The organism is Bradyrhizobium sp. Rc2d, assembly GCF_900099855.1.
GTDB lineage: Bacteria > Pseudomonadota > Alphaproteobacteria > Rhizobiales > Xanthobacteraceae > Bradyrhizobium.
This window is the reverse complement of sequence record NZ_FNCU01000026.1, coordinates 1-24,902: the sequence shown is the minus strand read 5'-3', so window position 1 is coordinate 24,902 and position 24,902 is coordinate 1. Positions and strand designations below refer to the sequence as shown.

Annotated in this window: 23 protein-coding genes and 1 pseudogene; 17 read left to right on the top strand and 7 right to left on the bottom strand. The window is 62.9% G+C overall.

Annotated features, from left to right (window positions below; translation table 11 throughout):
• Positions 1–91: 91 nt before the first annotated feature.
• Both BLV07_RS27645 and BLV07_RS27640 read right to left on the bottom strand, forming a co-directional pair.
• Positions 92–925 (bottom strand): IclR family transcriptional regulator, encoded by an 834-nt coding sequence (locus BLV07_RS27645; protein WP_176945802.1) that lies wholly within the window; start codon positions 923–925, stop codon positions 92–94.
• 199 nt (positions 926–1,124) lie between these two features.
• A complete protein-coding gene (locus BLV07_RS27640) occupies positions 1,125–3,254 on the bottom strand; it encodes an acetate--CoA ligase family protein (RefSeq protein WP_091892260.1) in 2,130 nt (709 codons plus the stop codon).
• A 350-nt stretch (positions 3,255–3,604) separates the two neighbouring features.
• Here BLV07_RS27640 and BLV07_RS27635 point away from each other — a divergent pair, with 350 nt between their 5' ends.
• The 4 genes from BLV07_RS27635 (at position 3,605) to BLV07_RS49010 (ending at position 8,311) form a co-directional block, all read left to right on the top strand.
• Positions 3,605–4,300, top strand: a complete 696-nt coding sequence (locus BLV07_RS27635; protein ID WP_162250091.1) for a GntR family transcriptional regulator — start codon at positions 3,605–3,607, stop codon at positions 4,298–4,300.
• A 62-nt stretch (positions 4,301–4,362) separates the two neighbouring features.
• Positions 4,363–6,096, top strand: a complete 1,734-nt coding sequence (oxc, locus tag BLV07_RS27630) for an oxalyl-CoA decarboxylase (RefSeq protein WP_091892256.1) — start codon at positions 4,363–4,365, stop codon at positions 6,094–6,096.
• Between the two features lie 149 nt (positions 6,097–6,245).
• Positions 6,246–7,523 carry a formyl-CoA transferase gene (frc, locus tag BLV07_RS27625; protein WP_091892254.1) on the top strand — a complete coding sequence of 426 codons (1,278 nt, stop codon included), beginning with the start codon at positions 6,246–6,248 and terminating at the stop codon, positions 7,521–7,523.
• A gap of 605 nt (positions 7,524–8,128) precedes the next feature.
• Positions 8,129–8,311, top strand: a complete 183-nt coding sequence (locus BLV07_RS49010) for a hypothetical protein (RefSeq protein ID WP_091892252.1) — start codon at positions 8,129–8,131, stop codon at positions 8,309–8,311.
• Between the two features lie 174 nt (positions 8,312–8,485).
• Here the strand turns inward: BLV07_RS49010 and BLV07_RS27615 are convergent, their stop codons facing one another.
• The 4 genes from BLV07_RS27615 to BLV07_RS27600 all read right to left on the bottom strand — a co-directional run bounded on the left by BLV07_RS27615 (position 8,486) and on the right by BLV07_RS27600 (position 10,680).
• Positions 8,486–8,710, bottom strand: a complete 225-nt coding sequence (locus tag BLV07_RS27615; RefSeq protein WP_091892419.1) for a hypothetical protein — start codon at positions 8,708–8,710, stop codon at positions 8,486–8,488.
• 51 nt (positions 8,711–8,761) lie between these two features.
• Positions 8,762–9,004 (bottom strand): transcriptional regulator, encoded by a 243-nt coding sequence (locus BLV07_RS27610; RefSeq protein WP_091892250.1) that lies wholly within the window; start codon positions 9,002–9,004, stop codon positions 8,762–8,764.
• 97 nt (positions 9,005–9,101) lie between these two features.
• On the bottom strand, positions 9,102–9,311 hold the full coding sequence (locus BLV07_RS27605; protein WP_091892417.1) for a cold-shock protein: 210 nt from the start codon (positions 9,309–9,311) through the stop codon (positions 9,102–9,104).
• Between the two features lie 400 nt (positions 9,312–9,711).
• Entirely contained in the window at positions 9,712–10,680 is a 969-nt protein-coding gene (locus tag BLV07_RS27600) for an alpha/beta hydrolase family protein (protein WP_091892248.1), read from the bottom strand.
• A gap of 499 nt (positions 10,681–11,179) precedes the next feature.
• On the opposite strand from BLV07_RS27600, the gene BLV07_RS27595 reads away from it, so the two are divergent.
• Positions 11,180–11,623, top strand: coding sequence for an SRPBCC family protein (locus tag BLV07_RS27595; protein WP_091892246.1), 444 nt, complete (start codon positions 11,180–11,182; stop codon positions 11,621–11,623).
• Between the two features lie 337 nt (positions 11,624–11,960).
• On the opposite strand, the gene BLV07_RS27590 is transcribed toward BLV07_RS27595, so the two are convergent.
• The gene (locus tag BLV07_RS27590; RefSeq protein WP_091892244.1) at positions 11,961–13,292 is read right to left on the bottom strand and encodes an Hsp70 family protein; all 1,332 of its coding nucleotides are present in this window, start codon (positions 13,290–13,292) and stop codon (positions 11,961–11,963) included.
• A 357-nt stretch (positions 13,293–13,649) separates the two neighbouring features.
• Between BLV07_RS27590 and BLV07_RS47775 the strand changes: the two genes are divergently transcribed.
• The 12 genes and pseudogenes from BLV07_RS47775 to BLV07_RS27530 all read left to right on the top strand — a co-directional run.
• Positions 13,650–13,787, top strand: coding sequence for a hypothetical protein (locus BLV07_RS47775; protein ID WP_164934547.1), 138 nt, complete (start codon positions 13,650–13,652; stop codon positions 13,785–13,787).
• Between the two features lie 465 nt (positions 13,788–14,252).
• The gene (locus tag BLV07_RS27580; RefSeq protein ID WP_091892242.1) at positions 14,253–15,260 is read left to right on the top strand and encodes a Bug family tripartite tricarboxylate transporter substrate binding protein; all 1,008 of its coding nucleotides are present in this window, start codon (positions 14,253–14,255) and stop codon (positions 15,258–15,260) included.
• An 84-nt stretch (positions 15,261–15,344) separates the two neighbouring features.
• Entirely contained in the window at positions 15,345–15,842 is a 498-nt protein-coding gene (locus BLV07_RS27575; protein WP_091892240.1) for a tripartite tricarboxylate transporter TctB family protein, read from the top strand.
• A 41-nt stretch (positions 15,843–15,883) separates the two neighbouring features.
• A complete protein-coding gene (locus tag BLV07_RS27570; protein WP_091892238.1) occupies positions 15,884–17,440 on the top strand; it encodes a tripartite tricarboxylate transporter permease in 1,557 nt (518 codons plus the stop codon).
• A 369-nt stretch (positions 17,441–17,809) separates the two neighbouring features.
• Positions 17,810–19,099, top strand: a complete 1,290-nt coding sequence (gene oxlT, locus BLV07_RS27565) for an oxalate/formate MFS antiporter (RefSeq protein WP_091892236.1) — start codon at positions 17,810–17,812, stop codon at positions 19,097–19,099.
• Positions 19,100–19,361: 262 nt separating this feature from the next.
• On the top strand, positions 19,362–20,684 hold the full coding sequence (gene oxlT / locus BLV07_RS27560) for an oxalate/formate MFS antiporter (RefSeq protein ID WP_091892234.1): 1,323 nt from the start codon (positions 19,362–19,364) through the stop codon (positions 20,682–20,684).
• Between the two features lie 177 nt (positions 20,685–20,861).
• Entirely contained in the window at positions 20,862–21,287 is a 426-nt protein-coding gene (locus BLV07_RS27555) for a CBS domain-containing protein (RefSeq protein ID WP_091892232.1), read from the top strand.
• Positions 21,288–21,393: 106 nt separating this feature from the next.
• On the top strand, positions 21,394–22,413 hold the full coding sequence (locus BLV07_RS27550) for a 2-dehydropantoate 2-reductase (RefSeq protein WP_091892230.1): 1,020 nt from the start codon (positions 21,394–21,396) through the stop codon (positions 22,411–22,413).
• 11 nt (positions 22,414–22,424) lie between these two features.
• On the top strand, positions 22,425–23,198 hold the full coding sequence (locus BLV07_RS27545) for a fumarylacetoacetate hydrolase family protein (RefSeq protein WP_176945793.1): 774 nt from the start codon (positions 22,425–22,427) through the stop codon (positions 23,196–23,198).
• A 377-nt stretch (positions 23,199–23,575) separates the two neighbouring features.
• A complete protein-coding gene (locus BLV07_RS27540; protein WP_061020029.1) occupies positions 23,576–23,779 on the top strand; it encodes a hypothetical protein in 204 nt (67 codons plus the stop codon).
• 55 nt (positions 23,780–23,834) lie between these two features.
• Positions 23,835–24,485: a hypothetical protein gene (locus BLV07_RS27535; RefSeq protein ID WP_091892226.1), complete on the top strand. Its 651-nt coding sequence runs from the start codon at positions 23,835–23,837 to the stop codon at positions 24,483–24,485.
• Between the two features lie 174 nt (positions 24,486–24,659).
• A pseudogene (locus BLV07_RS27530) lies at positions 24,660–24,902 on the top strand (IS110 family transposase); the annotation flags it as partial.

Here is a 24,902-nt window from a genome sequence, read left to right as displayed (position 1 = left end):
GGCTCGTGCGGACGTTTGCCGCATTGTGTCGTTTGGTCGCATATCAGCCAAAACGGCCGATGCTGTCCAGTGACATCCCCCGGTGGTCCCGTTATCGGGGTGTCGGCACCACCCCGCCGAGCGCATCCGTCAGTTCGGCGGCGACATCCCGCACGATTTGCCCGATTTCCGGCAACCTCTGGTCGGTCAACCGACTGGTCATGCCGGAGACCGAAATCGCCGCGAGCGGCTCGGCGCAGTCATTGTAGACGACTGCGGCAACACAGCGCAGGCCCATGCAGGCCTCTTCATCGTCGAGCGCGTAGCCCTGCTTGCGGATCTTTTCGAGCTCTTTGAACAAATCGCTCGGCCGCACGATCGACTTCTCGGTCAGGCGGGGCATGCCGTGGTGGCGGATGACGGCGCCAACGTCCTCGTCGGAATAGGTAGCGAGCACCGCCTTGCCGACGCCGGAGGTTACCATGGGGACGCGGCCGCCGACCTGGGTCAGCGAGCGCATGATCTCGCGGCTCTCCATGCGGGTCAGCACGATGATGAATTCGTCGTCGACGACGGCGAGATTGGCGGTCTCACGGGTGAGATCGCGCAGCTTTCGGAGGTATGGAATCGCTTGCGTGGAGAAATTACGCCGCCGCGCGAAGCTCGCGCCGACCGTGAAACTGCGCACCCCGACATGCCATTTGGATTCGGCGCGGTCGAACTGCACGAAGCGTCGGCTTTCCAGCGTCGCCAGCAGGCGGTGCACGGTGGAGGCCGACAGACCGGTACGGATCGCGAGATCGCTGAGGCGATAGCCTTCGTCGTCCTCGGCCAGCGTTTCGAGGATCGACAGCGCGCGGTCAACGGACTGCACGCCACCGTCGCGGTCGGCCTCCGATGCCGATCGTGTTTCGAGCGATTTGCGCCGGATCACGTTCTTGCCCATCGCGACCTGCATTCGTTCTTATTCCCCTCTCCCCGCTTGCGGGGCCGAGACGAGCTTCGCTCGCTCTGAGCGGGTCAGGGTGAGGGGGAGCCTCCGCAAGGACGGTAGCAGTTAGACTCGCGGAAGCTCCCCCTCACCCGAATTCGAGCCTTGCTCGAATTCGGCCTCTCCCCGCAAGCGGGGAGAGGCGAACGCAAGCTCAGAGCAGCCCTGCCCCGCGCGCCCACTTGTACTTGGCGCCCAACACCTCGACCGGCAGCTCGGTCGAATATGCATAGGCCGGGATGCCGTGCTGGTAGAGATATTCGGCGGCTTCCTCGACTTCGACGTCGCCGGCCAGCGAGGCGACCATGGGCTTCACAAAACCCTTGGCCTCCATCTCCTTCTTCACCTCGACCATGTTGCGGGCGAACACCATCGGCGGGGTGACGATGGTGTGCCAATAGCCGAGGATCAGCGCGTGGATGCGCTCATCCGACAGGCCGAGCTTGACCGTGTTGACATAGGTGATCGGCGGCTCGCCGCCGGTGATATCCACAGGATTTCCGGCCGCGCCGAACGGCGGGATGAACTTGCGGAAGGCCGCATCGAGGTCCGGCGGCATCGACATCAGCGACAGGCCGTTGTCGACGCAGGAGTCCGACAGCAGCACGCCCGAGCCGCCCGCGCCGGTGATAATGAGCACGTTCTCGCCCTTCGGCGTCGGCAGCACCGGCACGCCGCGGGCGAATTCGAGCAGCTGGCGCAGCGAGCGGGCGCGGATCACGCCGGACTGCTTGAACACGTCCTCGTAGATCCGGTCGTTACCGGCGAGCGCGCCGGTGTGCGAGGAGGCCGCCTTCGCGCCGGCCGAGGTGCGGCCGGCCTTGAGCACGACGACCGGCTTCTTCTTGGAGACGCGTTTTGCGGCTTCCGCGAAGGCGCGGCCGTCCTTGAGGTCTTCGCAGTGCTGCGCGATCAAATTGGTGTTCGGGTCCTGCTCGAAGAAAGCGAGCAGATCGTCCTCGTCGATATCGGACTTGTTGCCGAGGCCGACGATCGCCGAGACGCCCATCTTGGCCGAGCGCGAGAAGCCGATGATGGCCATGCCAATGCCGCCCGACTGCGACGACAGCGCCGCGTGGCCCTTCACGTCATAGGCAGTGCAGAAGGTCGCGCAGAGATTGGCCGGGGTGTAGTAGAAGCCGTAGATGTTCGGCCCCATCAGGCGGATGTCGTACTTCTTGCCGACTTCGACGATCTCGGCCTGGAGCTCGGGCGCGCCGGCCTCCGCAAAGCCTGACGGGATCAGCACCGCACCCGGGATTTTCTTCTCGCCGCATTCGGTCAGCGCGGCGGCGACGAACTTTGCAGGGATCGCGAACACCGCGACGTCGATCACGCCCGGCACGTCCTTGACGCTCTTGTAGGCCTTGTAGCCAAGGATCTCGGCGGCCTTGGGATGGATCGGAATGATCTCGCCCTTGTAACCGCCGTTGATGAGGTTCTTCATCACGGAATTGCCGATCTTGCCGTCCTCCGCGGAGGCGCCGACCACCGCGACCGCCTTCGGCTGCATGATGCGGTTCATCGCCGCGACGATCTCTTCGGTCGGGCGCGGCTTCGGCTTGGGCTTGTAGGCGAAGTCGACCACGATACGAACGTCGGCGGCGGTTGCGCCCTTCGGGGTCGCGAAAACAGGGTTGAGATCGAGCTCGACGATTTCAGGGAAGTCGGTGACGAGCTGCGAGACCTTGACGATGACATCGGCGAGCGCGGTGCGGTTCACCGGCTCGCTGCCGCGTACGCCCTTCAGGATCTCATGCGCCTGGATGCCGTCGAGCATCGACAGCGCGTCTTCCTTGGTCGCGGGCGCGAGGCGGAAGGTGATGTCCTTCAAGACTTCGACCAGCACGCCGCCGAGACCGAAGGCGACCAGCTTGCCGAACGAGCCGTCGGTGATCGAGCCAACGATGACTTCGGTCCCGCCGGCCAGCATCTGCTGCACCTGGACGCCTTCGATCTTGGCGTCCGACTTGTATTTCTTGGCGTTACCGAGAATGGTCTCGTAGGCCTTTTCGGCCTCTTCAGCCGTCTTGAGGCCGACGATGACGCCGCCGGCTTCGGTCTTGTGGAGAATGTCCGGCGAGACGATCTTCATCACGACCGGGAAGCCCATCGCGGCAGCCATCTTGCCGGCTTCGCCCGCCGACTTGGCCACGCCCTCCTTCGGCACCGGAATGCCGTAGGCGTCGCAGACCAGCTTGCCTTCCGGCGCCGTCAGGCTGGTGCGGTTGTCCGCCTTGACCTGGTCAAGCACCTTGCGGACGGCATCTTTGGAATTGGACATGTGGGTTCTCCCTTGACCTCAGTTCGTTCTTTGCAAAGCGCGCGCGTGGTTAGCGGCTGCCCGTGATGCTTGCCATTCGCCGCGCTCTGTTCCATGCGGCGGAACGGAGTGGCATAAGCCCAAGACTACTCCGCCGGCTTGGATCAAAAATGGCTGGCGATGGCATTTGGTATGCCAGAAGCCAACTTGTCAAGCCAGTGCACAGCTTAGAACGCCGCAAAAAATAGCCAGCTTGACATTCTGGCATGTGGTATGCCAAAAACTTTCCCGTAAATATTCCTGTAAAAGACGACTCCCACTGGAGGAGATTCGTCGTGTCACAACGGAAACCAACCAAGGCGTTGCCGAACATGGCCGAGGCAGACATCGCAATCGTTCGTATTGCCCCGGAGAGCAGCTTCAAGAACAAGGCGTATGACGCCTTGAAGGAAGCCATCCTCAAGATGGACATCTACTCGACGCCCGAGCCGGTGATGCTCGACGAGCGCGCGTTGTCCGAACGGCTGGGCGTCAGCCGCACCCCGATCCGCGAAGCGATCGCGATGCTTGAGCAGGATGGATTCGTGAAGACGGTGCCGCGCCGCGGCATCATGGTGGTGCGCAGGACCAAGAGCGAGATCGTCGACATGATCCGCGCCTGGGCGGCGCTGGAGAGCATGGCCGCACGCCTCATCACCACCACCGCACGCAAGAAGGACATCACGGCGCTGCGCGACTTCTTCAAGGACTTCGGCAAGGACCGCCTGCCCGAGGATCACGTCGAGGAATATTCGCGCGCCAACATCGCCTTCCACCAGGCGCTGATCTCGCTGTCGGAATCGCCGGTGCTGGTCGATCTCACCAACGACCTGTTGCTGCACGTGCGCGGCTACCGACAGTTGACCATCGGCCGCAAGGACCGCACCGCGACCTCCCTGCCCGAGCATCTCGGCATCATCGAAGCGCTGGAAGCGCGCGACACCGAGCTCGCCGAGAAGCGCGCCCGCGATCACACCCTTGGCCTTGCCGCTTACGTCGAAGCGCATGGCCAGGAACTGTTCACTTAGCAACGTTCACCAGAAGGGCGAACAACTCGCCCCACTACCTTGAGACCAGGGAGACAAGGCCCATGCTGAATACCGCGACCAAGTCCGAAGCACCGGGCACCGAGCAGGAACTGACGGATGGCTTCCATCTCGTCATCGACGCGCTCAAGCTGAACGGCATCAACACCATCTATAATGTGCCGGGCATCCCGATCACGGATTTGGGCCGCATGGCGCAGGCCGCCGGTATTCGCGTGATCTCCTTCCGTCACGAGCAGAACGCCGGTTACGCCGCAGGCATCGCCGGCTACCTCACCAAGAAGCCCGGCGTCTGCCTTACCGTCTCCGCGCCGGGCTTCCTCAACGGTCTCACCGCGCTCGCGCACGCCACCACCAACTGCTACCCGATGATCCTGATCTCGGGCTCGTCGGAGCGCGAGATTGTCGACCTCCAGCAGGGCGACTACGAGGAAATGGACCAGCTCGCGATCGCAAAGCCGCTGTGCAAGGCGGCCTATCGCGTGCTGCACGCCCAGGACATCGGCATCGGTTTCGCCCGCGCCATCCGCGCCGCAGTCTCCGGCCGTCCGGGCGGCGTCTATCTCGACCTGCCGGCAAAACTGTTCGGCCAGGTGATGAACGCCAATGCCGGCCAGAAGTCGCTGGTCAAGGTCATTGATGCTGCGCCCGCGCAGATCCCCTCGCCCGCTTCGGTGAAGCGTGCGCTCGACGTGCTGAAAAGCGCCAAGCGTCCGCTCATCATCCTCGGCAAGGGCGCGGCCTACGCGCAGGCCGATGAAGAGATCAAGAGCTTCGTCGAGAAGAGCGGCGTGCCATTCCTGCCCATGAGCATGGCCAAGGGCCTCCTCCCCGACACGCATCCGCAATGCGCTGGCGCCGCCCGCTCGACGGTGCTGAAAGAGTCCGACGTCGTCATGCTGATCGGCGCGCGGCTGAACTGGCTGCTCTCGCACGGCAAGGGCAAGAGCTGGGGTGAAGCGCCGAAGAAGTTCATCCAGGTCGACATCGAGCCGAAGGAGATGGACTCCAACGTCGAGATCGTCGCGCCCGTCGTCGGCGACATCGGCTCGGTCGTCTCCGCCTTCAACCAGGCGATGGGCGCGGGCTGGACCGCTCCGCCCGCCGAATGGACCAAGGCGATCTCGTCCAAACGCGAAGAGAACGTCGCCAAGATGGCGCCGAAGCTCATGAACAACAAATCGCCGATGGATTATCACGGCGCGCTCGGCGTGCTGAAGAATGTCATCAAGGATCATCCCGAAGCGATCCTCGTCAACGAGGGCGCCAACACGCTCGACCTCGCCCGCGGCGTCATCGACATGTACCGCCCGCGCAAGCGTCTCGACGTCGGCACCTGGGGCGTGATGGGCATCGGCATGGGCCAAGCGATCGCGGCCGCACTCGAGACCGGTCATCCCGTGCTCGCAGTGGAAGGCGACAGCGCGTTCGGCTTCTCCGGCATGGAGGTCGAGACCATCTGCCGTTACAACCTTCCGATCTGCGTCGTCATCTTCAACAATGACGGCATCTATCGCGGCACCGACGTCAATGGCGCCAACTCGGACCCCGCGACGACGGTGTTCGTCAAGGGCGCGCGCTACGACAAGATGATGGAAGCCTTTGGCGGCGTCGGCGTGAACGCGACCTCGCCGGATGAACTGAAGCGCGCGGTCAACGAGGCGATGACCTCCGGCAAGCCGACGCTCATCAACGCCGTGATCGATCCGGCCGCAGGCTCGGAGAGCGGCCGCATCGGCAACCTCAATCCGCAGAGCGTTCTGCAGAAGAAGAAGTAACTCCGGGTCATTCCCCGCGCAGGCGGGGAATCCAGTATTCGCCGGACCATCCATTGTGGCGAGCACTGAGCCCAACCGAAACGACAGCGAATACTGGATGCCCGCCTTCGCGGGCATGACGGAAACAGAGTGGTAACAGGAGCAATACGATGACTAAAGCGCTCAAGGGCGTTCGCATTCTCGATTTCACCCACGTCCAGTCCGGACCGACCTGCACGCAGTTGCTGGCCTGGTTCGGCGCCGACGTGATCAAGGTGGAACGCCCGGGCGTGGGTGACATCACCCGCGGCCAGCTGCAGGACATCCCGAACGTGGACAGCCTGTATTTCACCATGCTCAACCACAACAAGCGCTCGATCACGCTCGACACCAAGAACCCCAAGGGCAAGGAAGTCCTCACCGAGCTGATCAAGAAGTGCGACGTGCTGGTGGAAAACTTCGGCCCCGGCGTACTCGATCGCATGGGCTTCCCCTGGGAGAAGATCCAGGCGATCAACCCCAAGATGATCGTCGCCTCGATCAAGGGCTTCGGCCCTGGCCCCTACGAAGACTGCAAGGTCTATGAGAACGTCGCCCAGTGCACCGGCGGCGCCGCTTCCACCACCGGCTTCCGCGACGGTCTGCCGCTCGTCACCGGCGCGCAGATCGGCGATTCCGGCACCGGCCTGCATCTGGCGCTCGGCATCGTCACCGCGCTCTATCAGCGCACGCATTCGGGCAAGGGCCAGCGCGTCACTGCCGCGATGCAGGACGGCGTGCTCAACCTCGCCCGCGTCAAGCTGCGCGACCAGCAGCGCCTCGCCCACGGCCCGCTCAAGGAATACAGCCAGTTCGGCGAAGGCATTCCGTTCGGCGATGCCGTGCCGCGCGCCGGCAACGATTCCGGCGGTGGCCAGCCCGGCCGCATCCTGAAGTGCAAGGGCTGGGAGACCGATCCCAACGCCTACATCTACTTCATCACCCAGGCCCCGGTCTGGGAGAAGATCTGCGACGTGATCGGCGAACCCACCTGGAAGACCGATCCGAACTACGCCAAGCCCCCGGCCCGCCTGCCGCGCCTGAACGAGATCTTCGCCCGCATCGAACAGTGGACGATGACCAAGACCAAGTTCGAGGCGATGGAGATCCTGAACAAGGATGACATCCCCTGCGGCCCGATCCTGTCGATGAAGGAGATCGCCGAGGACCAGTCGCTGCGCGCGACCGGCACCGTCGTCGAGGTCGATCACCCCACCCGCGGCAAGTACATCTCGGTCGGCAACCCGATCAAGCTGTCGGATAGCCCGAGCGACGTGCAGCGCTCCCCGCTGCTCGGCGAGCACACCGACGAGATCCTGCGCTCGGTGCTCGGCTTCAGCGATCACCAGGTCGCCGATATCCACAAGTCCGGCGCCCTCGATCCGCCGCAGAAGCAGGCCGCTGAATAAGTGGAAGCGCCCTGACGCGAGACAAAAGGGCCGCCTGTCGAGGCGGCCCTTTTTGCATGAGAACACCTGCCATCACCGGCCCCCAACTAAAAAGTCCAAAAACAACCCCATGCACAGTAGCTAACTCCTTGGGCTAAAAGGAATTGCTGATTTTGCGAAATTCCCTTTGACGCGTCGGGCAAAACAGGGGTATTGTGCCATCGTCCAAAGATACGGATATCAGGGTCGGCAAAGCGCTTGTGCCCGTTACCCGCCCTTTGCCATCGTCTGAAGCGACACTGCGACTGTCCAGAACGACTTCGCCGAGCAGCTGCAACGTCTTGGCGTTGGCCCCGGGGAATGTTCGACCAGCCAACGTTGAATTAACATTGGTCTGGAGGAACCGATACGATGACCCTCGGTTATTCTCCTGACCGGCGCGCTCTCGGAAGTGCGGGCGCGCCTCCTTCCAGCGAGTGACTGCGCGCCTCGCATGAGATCTGTCCAACGCTGAAGACTTGGCCGCCGTCTCGCCCGGAGGGTGTCTATCCCCGTCAGCGTAGGCGCCGGAGACGTGGCATTCAGCTGCCGTCCGGACCACGCTTGTTGATCAAATCGAGGTCGAAATGTTGAGAGATCAATCCTCTGATCGCGCAAAGCGCGAAGCCAACAAGGCGTTCAAGCCTGTCAAAACCCAAAAACCGATGACTGACTATGCGAAGGACCAGCAATCCTTCCACGAGAATCGCGAACGACTGAAAGCGGAGCGATTGGCCCGCGAGGCCAAGCGCAAGAGCCACTCCGAATAGCAGCGTTGTGGACCAGCTCTCCACTGGACGAGCTGCATCGAAACGGACGCCTGACGCTGGAGCATGATCCGGACCCGAAGGGCCGCGTTAGTGCAAAGCGTGAAGCGGTTCTCCAAAAAGATCATGCTTGAACAATAACCTAAAGCGCGACGACGATTCCCGTCTCATCACGCTTTAGAGCATCGAGAGCACGACGACCCCGTCTTCGAGCTCTCCCGAAGCGAGCCGCGTCCGCGCGATGCGCTCGAACTCCGTCCGATATTTCTGAAGATAGCTGAAGGCCTGCTTCTGCGTCTGAAACGTGGTGGCCAGTCGGCACATCTGCCGGCCCGCGCCAAGCGCGAGAAAGAAAGTGATGGTGCCACCGCTGTCCGATTTAACTCGAGGCATGACCCGCATCCTTTGCATGTGACCGGTCCTCTCCAGATGTCGTCGGCACTATGGAGTAGACTATCGCGGCAGCTTCTTGTTGCGCTTGGCCTTTGCAGGCACTGGCAACGATGCTTGAAGGACCGCCTCGGCCGCCTCCTTGGCTTCGCGCAGCTCTCGAAGCCGCGCCATGTTCTTGCGAACGTCGACGGCCTGCTTTTCGGCATCCGCCATGGCTCGCGCGCCTTCTTCAGCGGCCAAACGTTGACGATTGGACCGCGCAATAGCTTCGGGCGACGGTTCAGCCGATCTCTTGGCCCTCATTGTTCACCTACTCGACAACGGACAAAACCCGCTCAATCCGGGGATCGAGCGGGTAGCGTGGCCGTTTCAGTACATCCGTGAAACGGCGCCAGGGCCCTTAGGCCAGCGAGAGATTCTCTGCGCTGACCTTGCCCCGCATCTTGTCGGTCTTGAGCTCGAAGTTGACCTTTTGGCCCTCGGCGAGACCCGCAAGACCAGCCCGCTCGACCGCGCTGACGTGAACGAACACATCATTGCCGCCGTCGTCGGGTTGAATAAATCCAAAGCCCTTTTGGCCGTTGAACCACTTCACTGTACCTGTCGTCATGTTCTTCTCCAAAGCGCACACGCGCACGTTCCGCGTGATCGTCACGCAGAAAAAATTCATTTCGTCGATGTCTCTGGAAAAGGAGCCCGCGGGCGCATTCAACAAGGCACAGCGGCTGAACGAACAGACACAACGTATACCCCGTCATAGTCACTTACAAGGCTCTGGCCAGATATAATTGCACGCTCCGACTCTGGCGAAAGTTTCACGCGTTCGAGGACTCGCGCTGGCGCAACACCAATAGGGAACTGCGGGTACAAGCTTTCGGCCGCCGCACCGTGAGCGCAACGACCAAGAGCCAAAAGCGTGCTGCGCAACGGAAGCCGCAATCTAACCCCTGAATGATCGGAGAACGACAGCAATTGTCGCTGCAATGATCAGGATTTCTTACCCAAGTCGTTCAACGCTCTTCGAACTGCTCGCGAAAGAACTTCACTAAGGTCGCGTTGAACTCGCGATGAAATGTTGCGCGGTCAAATCCCGTGGGCACGTCGGTGCAGATGCGTGGGACTGCCGCTGCAAGCTGGGGCGAGCAAGGGGCAAGGAAGGCATAGTGGCCAGCCGCAACAACGTGAATGTCGGGCTTGCCGGGCAGACTGTTCGCGACGCGCGCGGTACCCGCGCCGTCGCCGACCCCCGGACCGCCGAATTGCGACCGCCAGAACTGGAAAGGGATCTTGATTGCGGCGAGATTCTCCCGCGTCAGGACTGTCGGCGGAGGATCGACGATCACCGCGGCGCGGATTCGTGCGTCCGGTCGTGCGTCAGGCGGCGTCTCTCCGTTGTGAAGCTGTGCACATGCTCCGGTCGTTTCTTTGCATAGGTTGGCGACCCTCGCAAAATCCGGTTTGGTCCCCATCAGCACGAGACCGGTTGAGGCGCCGAGCGAGAAGCCGAAAAAGCCGACCTTGGTCGGATCGATCACCGCCCTATCTTTCCAGTCCTTCAGCATGAAATCGAGCAGGCGCACCATGTCCGCCGGACGTGATCCCCATAGCGACAGCGTATCGCGCCGCGAGGAGTCGCTGTATGTGTCGCCGGGATGATTGATGGCAGCGACGACAAAGCCCGCATCGGCCAGCGCCTCCACTGTGTCGTGGTGTTGGCCGAACCACCCGCCCCGGCCGTGCGAGAAGATGATGACTGGGAGCTTTACACCCGCGACTGGGCAGTCCTTCACACCTTTCAGGTCGAAATCCGCGCCGACCGCAAGAGTGCCGAGCGCCACATGCGTCGGCTCCGCCGCGCACGGATACCAGATCGCGCCCGACAGCGCGGGATCGGACTCCAGGAGCTGAATGCCTGCGGCGTCCGCCGGCGAGCCAAGACAACAGAGAGTGACGACGAAAGCCCAAAGCGTGCTGCGCAACGGAAGCCCCCTGATTTCGCGCAGGAGTTGAACGAGGAACGATAGCGGAATTGTGGCTCAGCTTGTCACGTGGGCACACCTTCGCCGCTATTGGTGTTGAGGCAAACTGCCCGCAAAAAGGGAGGGCTATCGCATATGGTGCGAATGATGCTTCGGCGTCGGGACTCGGCTCCCTCTCCCGCTTGCGGGGGACGGCTGGGGTGGGGATATCTCCGCAGCGGGATTGTCGAGAAATGCGGAGGCTGTCCCTGGGTGGCAAGAGCCCTCACCCGCCGCGCTCTGCGAGCGCGTCGGCCTCTCCCGCAAGCGGGAGAGGCGAAGCACCTCCGTCGCGGCGGCGATCAAGCCTCATCCCATCATGCTTAGCAATCCGGCTGAACAAGACTCGACCAAAAAAATCCGAGCTCCCTGTCGGATCGGCAGCTTCCCCGTCGTCCTCGTGACATGAATGGGCCATAGACGCCAAACTCGGGCCCATCAATCACTGAGGATAACAACCATGCCCAGCACGATCCGCCTGCACCGCGTCCTGGCTACCAGCCCGGAGAAAGTCTATCGCGCCTTCCTGGAGGCCGATGCGATGGCGAAATGGCTTCCGCCGAACGGCTTCACCTGCACCGTGCACCATTTCGAGCCCAAGGTCGGCGGCACGTTCAAGATGTCGTTCCGGAATTTCACCACAGGCAACGGCCATTCGTTCGGCGGTGAATATGTCGAGCTCGTGCCCGGCGAACGCATCCGCTACACCGACAAGTTCGACGATCCCAATTTGCCGGGCCTGATCGAGGTGACCGTGGTCTTGAAGAAGGTCTCGGTCGGCACCGAACTCGACATCACGCAGGCCGGCATCCCCGACGTGATCCCGCCGGAGGCCTGTTATCTCGGCTGGCAGGAATCGCTACGCAACCTGGCCCGGCTCGTCGAGCCTGAGATCAACCAATAGCGAGGACATGAGTTTTGTAGGGTGGGCAAAGCGCAGCGTGCCCACCAATGCTCTCTCAACCCGGCAACCCGGAAAGATGGTGGGCACGGCGCTCCGCGACTTTGCCCACCCTACGGCACTGTTCGATGGGACGCGCGGATCTACCCACGTCGTCATTGCGAGCGCAGCGAAGCAATCCAGAATCGTTCTGCGGAGTGACTCTGGATTGCTTCGCTGCGCTCGCAATGACGGAGAATGAGGAAGTTTCCGAGAGAACAACTCACATCGAGTCTGCAGATATCTACACAGCCCAACTGCGGTTGCCAGTGAAGCAGATCCGACTGATCGCGAACGATTGTTACGCGCCCGCCCTCGACTCGATCCCCCCACTCGCCGTCCATCGGTCCGGGTCAGGACTATGTCCGATCAGCGCCAGCCCGTACGCGATCGACTCGAACTGGTCGCCCGACATCAGCCGTTCGTTGCCGAACCGCTCGGCGAACAGCTTTCGGACGGCGGGCACGAAGGACGTGCCGCCGGTCAGGAACACCTTCTCCACCTCGCGCGCGGTGATGCGGGCCTCGCCCAGCACCTTGTCGACGGTGACTCCCAACCGGGCGATGTCGTCGGCAATCCAGGATTCGAAATTCTTCCGTGTGATGGCCGCGCCGATGTCGACCCCGCCGCCCCTGAAGCGGAAGTCCACCTGGTCCTGAGCGGACAGCGCCACCTTGGCGTCGGACACCGCGCGGTACAGCGCAAAGCCGAGGTCGAGATCGACGATGGTGATGAAGTCCTCGAGCAGAGCCGGCTTCAGCGCGGTGCGCGCAAGCTCGCGGAGCTCGCGCAGATCGCCGTTGCTCTTCATCATCGCGAGCTGATGCCAGCGCGCGAGGTTGGTGTAGTGGCCGCTGGGGACCGGCAGCACCTTGTCGAATGAGCGGAAGCTGGAGCCCTTGCCGAGGCGCGGCGAGACGACATGATCGACGATACGGTAATCGAACGTGTCGCCGGCGATGCCGATGCCGGCGTGTCCCAGCGGCTCGGCGCGCAGGCTGCCGCCTGCACGCGAGAAACGCATCACGGAGAAATCGCTGGTGCCGCCGCCGAAATCCGCAACCAGCACGGTGGCATCACGCTCCAGCCGGCGGGCGAAGGAGAACGCCGCGCCCACGGGCTCGTAGACATAGCGGGCGTGGCCGGCGCCGAGACGATCGAACGCGGCCCGGTAGCGCTGCATCGCCAGCGCCTCGTCGGGATTGCCGCCGGCAAAGCGGACGGGGCGGCCGACCGTGATGGTTGCGGCCTCGAAGCCAAACCGGTCCCCGCCATGGCGCGCCAGCGTCCGCAGGAACGCCGCCAAGATATCCTCGAACTTGTAGCGCTGCCGGAACACCTGGGTGGTGTTGAAGCTGCTGCTCGCCGCAAAGGTCTTGAACGATTGGAGGAAGCGGTAGACGTGGCGTCCTTCGAGAAATTGTTCGATCGCCCAAGGCCCGCCCTCGGCCTGGGCGCCGGCTCCCGGCCGGTCCTCCCAGAAGCACAACGCCGACACATAGACGCTGTGGCGCTGACCGCCGTGATCGAAGCGAATGGCCTCGACCCGGCGATCGTCCGCCGCGAGCGCGACGACCGTATTGCTGGTCCCAAAATCGATGCCGATCGAGACGGCGGGCGAGGCGCTCGACATGAACCACTCTGAAGTTGATTGGATAAGGGGGCGGACCACTAGCCGCTTTGCATGGCCGTGCCAAGGGCTTGCCGTTGCAGTGCGGCTAGAACCTGGCGTCGATTGTTGCGAGATTTCCGCTTCCAGCCGGACGTTTCAGCCCGCTTTTCCCGTCTTTAGGCGATGAAAAGACCCGCCTTCCCGCCGCGCCGGCAACTTTATGTCCGAAATGCCCCCCGTTAACCCGGCATTATGCTGCAATGCGAGAGGTTGCGTGCTGCTATGCAAACAAGAGCATGGACACTGGCATCTGGTATACATAAATTGCCCTCCGAAATGAGACAGCAAGATTGACTGTTCTCAAGAAAGGGATTTCCGATGTCCAAGACCGCTTCCGTTGCTCTCGCCCCCTCCTCCTCGCTGTTCGCCCGCCTGATGGCCGCGATCGACAGCCTCCTGATGGCGAGCGCCGAGATTTCGAATCACAACGGCGACCTGCCGCGTTTCGGCCTGTAAAAAGGGCCTTGCCCGCCCCCGCCGAACGGCGGGCTGGCAAACCCCGCATACGCTGCGTTTGATCAAATGGCCCCGCATGTCGGGGCCATTTTGTTTTTTCGTCCTCGCCCCGCTCGCGACCGCATCTGCGACGATTGGTCCGCCGACGTGACCCGCCGATCCGATTGTTTGGCCGCTGGCATCTCGCATACCATTCGGGAACCAAGAACGGTTTCACAATCAAAGGTGTAAGGCGGGGAAACACAGCGCGGGACGGGAACGGCCGAGGGGAGACGCGTGCCGCGAACCCCGGCGGAGCCTTAGCCGAAAGGAGCGGATGCCGCGCGTTGTCCCTGCTCATAGAGTTTCTATCGGGACTGCCGTGGGAGATCGACCGCAAGGGTGACCCCAGGGCAGGTGAATCGAGATGGGCTGACGCAAGTCGACAAAGAGCGGCTGCGTTCGAGGTTCGACAGGGAGAGAAACATGAAGCCATTCGTTCTGAATGTCGCTTTGGCGGCAATCGCGATGTCGTGCGCCAACAGCACTGCAAGCCGTGCTGCCTGGGAGCCGGTCCGTCCAGTCGAGTTCATCGTGCCCGCGGGCACCGGCGGCGGCGCCGATCAGATGGCGCGCACCATCCAGGGCATCGTTACCAAGCACAATCTGATGAAGCAGCCGCTGGTCGTCATCAACAAGGCCGGCGGCGCAGGCGGCGAAGGCTTCCTGGATGTGAAGACGTCGTCGGGCAATCCTCACAAGATCATCATCACGCTGTCGAACCTGTTCACGACACCGCTGGCAACGGGGATTCCGTTCAACTGGAAGGATTTGAGCCCGGTGGCGATGCTGGCGCTCGATGAATTCGTGCTCTGGGTGAATGCAGAGAAGCCGTACAACACCGTCAAGGACTACGTCGACGCCGTGAAGAAAGCGCCGCCCGGCTCATTCAAGATGGGCGGCACCGGCTCCAAGCAGGAAGACCAGATCATCACGGTCGGCATCGAGAAGGCGATCGACTCGAAGTTCACCTACATCCCGTACAAGGGCGGCGGCGAAGTTGCCGTTCAGCTCGTCGGCAACCACGTCGATTCGACCGTCAACAATCCGATCGAGGCGGTCGCGCAATGGCGCGGCGGCAAGCTCCGTCCGCTCTGCGTCTTCGACGCCCAGCCGATGGCCTATGACGAGCCGATCGCCGAGGGCAAGGCCTGGAAGGATATTCCGACCTGCAAGTCGCAGGGCCTGGCGATGGAATATCTCATGCTGCGCGGCATCTTCATGTCGCCCAAGGCCACGAAGGATCAGATCGAATACTACGTCGAGCTGTTCAAGAAGGTCCGCGCCACGCCGGAATGGCAGGATTTCATGAAGAACGGCGCCTTCAACACGACATTCCTGACCGGAGCAGAATACGCGAAGTGGGTCGAGGCCGAGGAGAAGCGCCACCAAGGCTTGATGAAGGAAGCCGGCTTCCTCGGGTCGGGAAACTGACCCGCGACATCGACGACGGCTGAGGACGCTACGCGTCCTCCCGTCTGCCGCGACCGCGAAAGACTGCGTCCGCCTGGAGGTCACATGACTGAACAATCCGGATCCGAATCCGGCCCCGCACACAAGACGCTGGAAATCGGCATCGCGCTATTGATCGGCGCCTTCGGCCTGGTCGTGATCTTCGGCAGCCTGAAGGCCGGCATCAACTGGGGCGCGGAAGGCCCGCGTGCCGGCTTCTTCCCCTTCTATGTTGGCGCCACCATCGTCGGCGCAAGCGCCATCAACCTCTGGAGCGCCCGACGCGACGGTGACGGCCGGCTGTTCGCAACATGGGGACAGCTTCGCCAGGTCATGAGCGTCGTCGTGCCCACCGCGATCTATGTCGGCTCGATGCCGTTCATCGGCCTCTACGTCGCCTCGATGGTCTTCATCGCCTGGTTCATGCGCTGGCTCGGCGGCTATCGCTGGCTGACGACCATCGCAGTGGCGATCGGCATGCCGGTGCTGACCTATCTTGTTTTCGAGCGCTGGTTCCTGGTCCCGCTGCCCAAGGGTCCGTTCGAGGAATGGCTCGGTCTGTAAGAGCCGCGCCGCCATCCGTTACTGCTGCAGGACGTATCGATATGGAAGAGTTGGCCAATTTGTTTCACGGCTTCGCGGTCGCCCTGCAGCCCTACAACATCATGCTGATGATCATCGGCATCACGCTCGGTGTCATCATCGGCGTGCTTCCGGGACTCGGCGGCGCCAACGGCGTGGCGATCCTCCTTCCCCTGACCTTCAGCATGCCGCCGACATCGGCGATCATCATGCTGTCCTGCATCTATTGGGGCGCATTGTTCGGCGGCGCCATCACCTCGATCCTGTTCAACATACCCGGCGAGCCATGGTCCGTGGCGACCACCTTCGACGGCTATCCGATGGCGCAACAGGGCAAACCCGGCGAAGCCCTGACCGCCGCATTCACCTCCTCCTTCGTGGGCGCATTGTTTGCCGTCATCATGATCACGCTGGTTGCCCCCCTCGTCGCGGGCTTTGCGCTGCGATTTGGTCCGGCGGAGAAGTTCGCGGTGTACTTCCTCGCCTTCTGCAGCTTCGTTGGCCTCAGCAAGGAGCCGCCGTTCAAGACCATCGCGGCGATGATGGTGGGCTTTGCGCTCGCGGCGGTCGGCCTCGACTCGATCACGGGACAGTTGCGGCTGACCTTCGGCGTCACTGAGCTCCTCAACGGATTCGACTTCCTGATCGCCGTGATCGGCCTGTTCGGCATCGGCGAGATCCTGCTGACCATGGAGGAAGGGCTGGCTTTCCGCGGCGGCAGTGCCACCATCAACCTTCGGGTCGTGCTTCAGACTTGGCGGGAATTACCCTCCTACTGGATGACCTCGCTGCGCTCCTGCCTGATCGGGTGCTGGATGGGCATCACGCCCGCTGGTGCTACGCCGGCATCCTTCATGAGCTACGGCATCGCCAAGCGCCTGGCGCGGCGCGGCAACAATTTCGGCAGGGGCGAGATCGAGGGCGTGATCGCGCCGGAGACGGCCGCACATGCCGCGGGCACCTCGGCGCTGCTGCCGATGCTGTCGCTCGGAGTGCCGGGCTCCCCGACCGCCGCCGTCCTGCTAGGCGGATTGTTGATCTGGGGCCTGCAGCCGGGCCCCATGCTGTTCATCGAGCAGAAGGAATTCGTCTGGGGCCTGATCGCGTCGATGTATCTCGGCAATCTCGCCGGCCTCGTCGTCGTGCTCACCTGCGTGCCGATCTTCGCCGCGATCCTACGCGTGCCCTTCGGCATCATCGCGCCGCTCATCCTGGTGCTCTGCGCGATCGGCGCCTATTCCGTGCACAACAGCACCTTCGATGTGATGCTGATGCTGGTGTTCGGCGTGCTCGGCTATCTCCTGAAGAAGTGCAACTACCCGCTCGCACCGCTGGTGCTCGCCATCGTGCTCGGCGACAAGGCGGAGGAAGCCTTCCGCCAGTCGCTGCTGGGATCACAGGGGTCGCTCGGGGTGTTTTTCTCCAACGGCCTCGTCAGCACGATCATGGCGCTCGGTCTGGTCGCCCTGTTCTGGTCCGCGATCCAGGAAGGCTACAGCCGCCTGCGCACGTCGATGGCGCGAGGCGCGCCGCCGGCGCAATCCGCGCCGAAAAGCGAAGGCCGAATCTCTCCTCACTAGGCTTCTGGAATAAAGAATTCCAGGAAATGGGGCGGTCACCGAACGCCCGCGCCTCGGGCCGCGCGGGCGGCGCACGGCCCCATCGGCAGCCTAAAAGTCCGAGCGGAGCGGGTTTGCGGGCAGTTCTTTGCGGCCTTGCGAAAACGAAAATCTTCTTACAAAATCAATCTGTTGAGTTGCGCTGGTCGCCGCCGTCGCGGTTACGCCGCAGCGGTTTGGGCTTTACAATTCCTCCGCCGTCGCGCATGTGAACGACTCCCGCGATATTTCGCCGCACCCCTCAGTCCCTCGCTTGAATCTTGGCATAATGAATACCAGGATGCGGGCAGCGCATGCATAAAAATGATCGGCGCGTTCGGGAGGGTTTTAATGACGGACATGGTGCAGTCAACAGCGGCTCCAAGTGCCGCGCGCGTCAGCGATGCTTATCGCTGGGCGCAATTGGCCATCGGCGTAGGCGCGATGGTGATGATCGCCAACTATCAATACGGCTGGACGTTCTTCGTCCCCGACATCCAGAAGAAGTTCGGTTGGGATCGCGCCTCGATCCAATGGGCCTTCACCCTGTTCGTTTTGTTCGAGACCTGGCTGGTGCCGGTCGAAGGTTGGTTCGTCGACAAATACGGCCCGCGTATCGTGGTGCTGGTCGGCGGCGTGCTCTGTGCCATCGGCTGGGCGATCAACGCGCAGGCGACAACGCTCAACGGCTATTATCTCGGCATGATCATCGCGGGCATCGGCGCCGGCGGCGTCTACGGCACCTGCGTCGGCAACGCGCTGAAGTGGTTTCCGGACAAGCGCGGTCTTGCCGCGGGCATCACGGCCGCAGGCTTCGGTGCAGGCTCTGCGCTGACCGTCGCGCCGATCCAGGCCATGATCAAGGACAGTGGCTTCCAGACCACCTTCCTCTATTTCGGCCTCGGGCAAGGCATCATCATCTGCATCCTCGCCTTCTTCCTGCTGGCGCCGAAATCGGGCCAGGTGCCGAACGTCGTGGTCAATGCCGCGCTGCTCCAGTCCCGGCGCAACTACCAGCCGACCGAGGTGCTGCGTCAGCCGATCTTCTGGCTGATGTACTTCATGTTCGTGATCGTCGGCGCCGGCGGTCTCATGGTGACGGCGAACCTGAAGCCGATCGCGGCCGACTGGAAGGTCGATAACGTGCCGGTCACGCTGATGGCGGTGACGATGACGGCGGTGACGTTCGCGGCGACGATCGATCGCGTGCTCAACGGCCTGACGCGTCCGTTCTTCGGCTGGATCTCCGACATGATCGGCCGCGAGAACACGATGTTCATCGCCTTCGGCATGGAAGGGATCGGCATCTGGTTTCTCTACCTCTGGGGCCACGATCCGATCTGGTTCGTACTGCTCTCGGGCTTCGTGTTCTTCGCCTGGGGTGAGATCTACTCGCTGTTCCCCTCGACCTGCACCGACACGTTCGGCGCCAAGTTCGCGACCACCAATGCCGGCCTGCTCTACACCGCGAAGGGCACTGCCGCGCTGCTGGTGCCGATCGCCAACTACATGCAGCAGTCGTCGGGCACCTGGGACAGCGTGTTCATCATCGCGGCAGGCGCCAACATCCTGGCTTCGCTGCTGGCGATCGTGCTGCTCAAGCCCTGGCGCAAAGTCGTGGTCGCAAAATCGACCGTCTGACCCGCTCCACCAACAACTCCCTGAGCATGACGCCCGGCCTCACGGCCGGGCGTTTTCGTTTGATGCGAAGCCCTGCGATTGCCCTGGAGAGCGGCTGGAACCGGCGCATTTTGTTGGACGGGGCGTCAAGATAAGGCTTGCAATCTGGAATATGGTATACCAAGCTCCGCGCCGCGCTTGCGACGATAAGCCACAACATTTGCGACACTGGGTCATCTTGCAATCCCACGTCGCAGTTAATCAGCGCGTTGGGAGGTTCTTGATGATTTCCAGCTTGGACGGCGCCGTCACGGCCGCGCCTCTTCGCACCGGTTTCCGCTGGCTCCAGCTCGTGATGGGCATCGTCTGCATGGCGATGATCGCCAATCTGCAATACGGTTGGACGCTCTTCGTCGATCCGATCGATGCGGCCCATCATTGGGGGCGCGCCGCGATCCAGCTCGCTTTCACCATCTTCGTGGTCACCGAGACCTGGCTGGTGCCGGTCGAAGCCTGGTTCGTCGACAAATACGGCCCACGCATCGTGGTCATGTTCGGCGGCGCGATGATCGCGCTCTCGTGGATTCTCAACTCCTACGCCGATAGCCTCACCCTGCTCTACGCCGCCGCGATCATCGGCGGCATGGGCGCGGGCGCGGTGTACGGCACCTGCGTCGGCAACGCGCTGAAATGGTTTCCCGACCGCCGCGGCCTCGCAGCGGGCGCGACCGCCGCCGGCTTCGGCGCCGGCGCCGCGCTCACCATCGTGCCGATCGCGAGCATGATCGTATCGAGCGGCTATCAGCACGCGTTCCTCACCTTCGGTATCGGCCAGGGCCTGATCGTGTTCGTGCTCGCCTTCTTCATCCAGCCGCCGCGGATCTCGATCCCGCCGAAGAAGAAGCAGCTCAATCTGCCGCAGACCAAGATCGACTTCACCCCGCCGCAAGTGCTGCGGACCCCTATTTTCTGGGTGATGTATCTCGTTTTCGTCATGGTCGCATCCGGTGGCCTGATGACCGCGGCGCAGATCGCCCCGATCGCGCACGACTTCAAGATCGCCGACACGCCGGTCACCCTCGCCGGCTTCCAGATGGCGGCTTTGACCTTCGCGATCTCGCTGGACCGCATCTTCGACGGGTTCGGACGTCCCTTCTTCGGTTGGGTCTCCGACACGATCGGCCGCGAGCCCACGATGTTCATCGCCTTCGGCACCGCCGCTTTGATGCTGCTGGCGCTGTCGGCCTATGGCCACGTGCCCGTCGTCTTCGTACTCGCCACCGCGATCTATTTCGGCGTGTTCGGCGAGATCTACTCGCTATTCCCCGCGACCTGCGGCGACACCTTCGGTTCGAAGTTCGCGACCACCAACAACGGCATGCTCTACACCGCCAAGGGCACGGCATCCCTGCTCGTCCCGCTCGCTAGCGTGATCTCGACCGCCTATGGCTGGAAGGCCGTGTTCGTGGTCGCGGTGGCGCTGAATGCGACGGCGGCGCTGATGGCGCTGTTCGTGATCAAGCCGCTGCGCCGATCCTTCATCCTCGGCAAGGAAGCCGAGAGCGCTGACACCGCAACCGGCAATGCCAAGACCGAGACGGCGTAAGCCACCAACAAGCCTTGCAGGGCTTGAGAAGGGGCGCAGCGATGCGCCCCTTCTTTTTGGCCCGCGGCAAATGTCAGCATTGCTGCCGCAAGATTTTTCGGATCAGACAAATCCAGCGCTTGACGATTGGCATTATGTATACCACACTTGCCCTGTCATTCACCCAGGGAGGTTGCAATGCTGGTCGGAGACATTCTGCGCAAGAAGACGCCGCGCGTTGTCACGGTGCGAATGAACGAAACAGTGGGTATCGCCGCCAAGCTGATGCGCGCCAACAACATCAGCGCGCTGGTGGTGAAGGACGTGGTCCGCTCGGAAGGAAATACCGCGGTCGGCATGTTCACCGAGCGTGACGTGGTGCGCGCCGTCGCCGAGCACGGCGCGGCCGCCGTCAACGTCAAAGTCTCGCAGCTGGTCTCAGTGCAGCAGCTCGTCTCCTGCACCTCGAGCGACACGATCGAGCATGTCCGGCACCTGATGAACCGTCATCACATCCGCCATTTGCCTGTGATCGACGATTACAGCCTCGTCTCGGTCATCAGCATGCGTGACATCGCCGCTGCCGTTGATGAGGCCACCAACTCGACGCCGCAAGCAGCCTAAAGAGGCAAGCCTTCCCCTGCGACTACCGGCCCCGGCTCGGATCCTCCCGAGCCGGACCGGATCTTTCGTCCCAAATTCCGGCTCTCTGCTCCTTCGCGAGGACTTCATGAAGATCTGCATCTATGGCGCCGGCGCGATCGGCGGTTATCTCGGGGTTCAGCTCGCGCGCGCGGGCGCCGATATCAGCCTGGTCGCACGCGGCGCGCACCTTGCCGCGATGCGCGAGCGCGGCCTCACGCTGCTCGCGGGCGAGGAGAAGCACACCGTGCATCCACGCTGCACCGACGATCCCGCCGAGCTCGGCGTGCAGGATTACATCATCATCACGCTGAAGGCGCATTCGATCACCGGCGTGATCGAGAAGATGCAGCCGCTCTTGGGTCCGCACACCCGCATCGTCACCGCGGTCAACGGCATCCCCTATTGGTACTTCTACAAGCACGGCGGCCAATACGAGAACTCGACGCTGGAGAGCATTGATCCCGGCGGACGGCAATGGCGCGAAATCGGCGCCGAGCGCGCCATCGGCTGCATCGTCTATCCCGCCACCGAGATCGAGGCGCCCGGCGTGATCCGCCACGTCTATGGCAACAATTTCCCGCTCGGCGAGCCCTCGGGCGAGATCACGCCGGACGTGCAGCGCCTCGCCGATCTCTTCGTCGCAGCCGGGCTGAAAGCCCCGGTGCTCGACCGCATCCGCGACGAGATTTGGCTGAAGCTTTGGGGCAATGTCTGCTTCAATCCGATCAGCGCGCTGACCCATGCAACGCTCGACGTGATCTGCACCGATCCGGCGACGCGCGCGCTGTCGCGGGCGATCATGGTGGAGACGCAAGCCATCGCCGAAACGTTTGGCGTCAAATTCCGCGTCGATGTCGAGCGCCGCATCGAGGGCGCCCGCAAGGTCGGCGCACACAAGACCTCGATGCTGCAGGATCTCGAGCGCGGCCGCCCGATGGAGATCGACCCGCTCGTCACCGTGGTGCAGGAGATGGGCCGTCTCACCGGCATCGCCACGCCCGCGCTCGACTCGGTGCTCGCGATGGTGACCCAGCGCGCCCGAATCGCCGGCCTCTATGACGGCGTCTCGACACCATCAGATCCTCGCGCACTGGCGGTGGCGTGATGGCGGGCGAGATGAAACAGTGGCTGCGCTTCCGCCACGCCGGTGCGACCGGCTTCGGCACGCTGACGTCGTCAGGCATCAGCGTGCACGAGGGCGAGATGTTCGGCCGCCATGCGGCCACCGGCAAGGTTCTGGCGCTGTCGGACGTCGAGCTGCGCGCGCCCTGCGTGCCCAGCAAGATCGTCGCGCTCTGGAATAATTTCCACGCGCTCGCAGCCAAGCTGAACCAGCCCGAGCCGCCGGAGCCGCTGTATCTGCTGAAAGCCACCACCAGCATCACGACGCCTGGTGCCGTGATCCGCCGTCCCTCTTATTACGACGGCAAGACCACTTACGAGGGCGAGCTCGGTATCGTCATCGGCAGGACCTGCGCCCGCGTCTCCCCTGGCGAAGCGGACAGCTTCATCTTCGGCTACACCTGCGTCAACGACATCACCGCAAACGACATCCTGACCAGCGACCCCACCTTCCCGCAATGGGCCCGCGCCAAGGGCATCGACGATTACGGCCCGTTCGGCCCCGTCATCGCCACCGGCCTCGATCCGGCCAAGCTCGTGGTCCGCACCATCCTCAATGGCGCGGAGCGGCAGAACTATCCGATCTCGGACATGATCTTCAGCGCGCAGGAGCTGGTCAGCAGAATCTCCCACGACATGACCCTGCTCCCCGGCGACCTCATCGCCGTCGGCACCTCGGTCGGCGTCGGCGTCATGAAGGAGCCGGTGAACACCGTGACCGTCGCGATCGACGGCATCGGCGAACTGACCAACGAGTTTCGGCTGTAGCGGCAAGCACCGTCCCGTAGCCGGATGAGCGAAGCGACATCCGCGATCACGCTCTCCGCGAACGTTTCCCGCATATCGCTTCACTCATGCGGGCTACAAATACAGGGGCGGGCGTAAGATAGGTAGAGCTAGAGCGAAACCCATCATCTCATCTCAGCGAAGCACCTGATGGGTTTCGCTTCGCTCTACCCATCCTACGGGCTACGGACAGCCATCACGCAGCTCCGAAACATCCATACACATCACATCTCCGCGCGCCCGACATATGCCGCCAACATGTCCCGCGCTCGCCGCAACTTGGACGCATTCGGCCGCCCTTCTGTGAGGCGTGTCTGGGGGCACGGCATCGCCGTGTTTGGACCAAACCTGCTAGGGGTATGACTGTGAAGAAGATTGTAATTGCTCTGGGTGCCACGCTTGCTCTGGTGACGGCTGCGAACGCTGCGGATCTGCCGCGCCGCCAGCCCGTGCCGGTCTATCCGGCTGAGCAGGCTCCGATCGGCAAGATGCCGATTGGCAAGAGCCCGGTTGGAAAGGCCCCGATCGGCAAGGCGCCCGGCCCGGTCGCAGCGCGTTACTGACGCGCAATACGATACGCATCTCGCGTAAAGCGGCTGAGAGTCGAGGGGCAACAGCGTGACGTACAAACCTGATCGATCCGGATCCTGCATCCTCGCGGGCTTCGCGCTCGCGGCCATGATCGCATGCACGATGCCCTCGGCCTCGGCCCATGAAGCGAACAAGCGCGTTGCCGATGCGAACGCGCTTGCTACGACCGACACCGCATCACGACCGGCGCCGCAAGCGACGCGGCGTCCCGTCGCGCGTGCGGAGAAAGGTCCGTACTACGTCGACTTCCGTGCCCGCACGGCCGCGAGCTGGGGCCACGCCTTCGTCTGGTACGGCAAGACCAGCGAGCGTGCGGTCGAGGTCGCGGGCCTCACGCCCGCCGGCGACACGCTTGCTTACGTGCTCGGCCACATCACCTTTGTGCCCTCCGAGACCGGCGCGAGCTACGGCGATCTCGATCCGGAATATCTGACCGCGAGCTATCGCGTGTACCTCAACGAGGCCGACGCCAAGCGCGTATTCGCCTATATCAAGAAATTGCAGGCGAACTCGCCGGTGTGGAACGCCGAGACCGCCAACTGCACCGGCTTCATCGGCGACATCGCCGAATTCATGGGACTGCAGGTCCCCAACCGCTGGCAGCGCCCGGAAAACTTCGTCAACCGCCTCAAGGAAATGAACGGCGGCCGCCAGATGGTGCGGCTGTCGGCGGAGTAGTTCTTCGGTCTCGTAGCACTGTCATTGCGAGCGCAGCGATGCAATCCAGAATCCCTCCGCAGAGGCGGCCTGGATTGCTTCGCTGCGCTCGCAATGATGGGATGGACGGCCCCCGAACGGCATCGGTGTGCCAGACTGGTGATGTTGAGTCGAACCAGACAAAGGGAGCCGTCCATGACGAAGATTAGCACGATTGGGGTTGATCTGGCGAAGAACGTTTTTCAAGTCCACGGGATTGACGCGTCGGGAGCTGTGGTGGTGAGGCGCCAGCTCAAGCGAGCCTCGGTCGAGAAGTTTTTCGCACAGTTGCCGCCGTGCCTGGTGGGCATGGAGGCTTGCGGCAGCGCTCATCATTGGGCGCGCGTGATCGGCCGGTATGGCCACGAGGTGCGGTTGATGCCGCCGGCCTATGTGAAG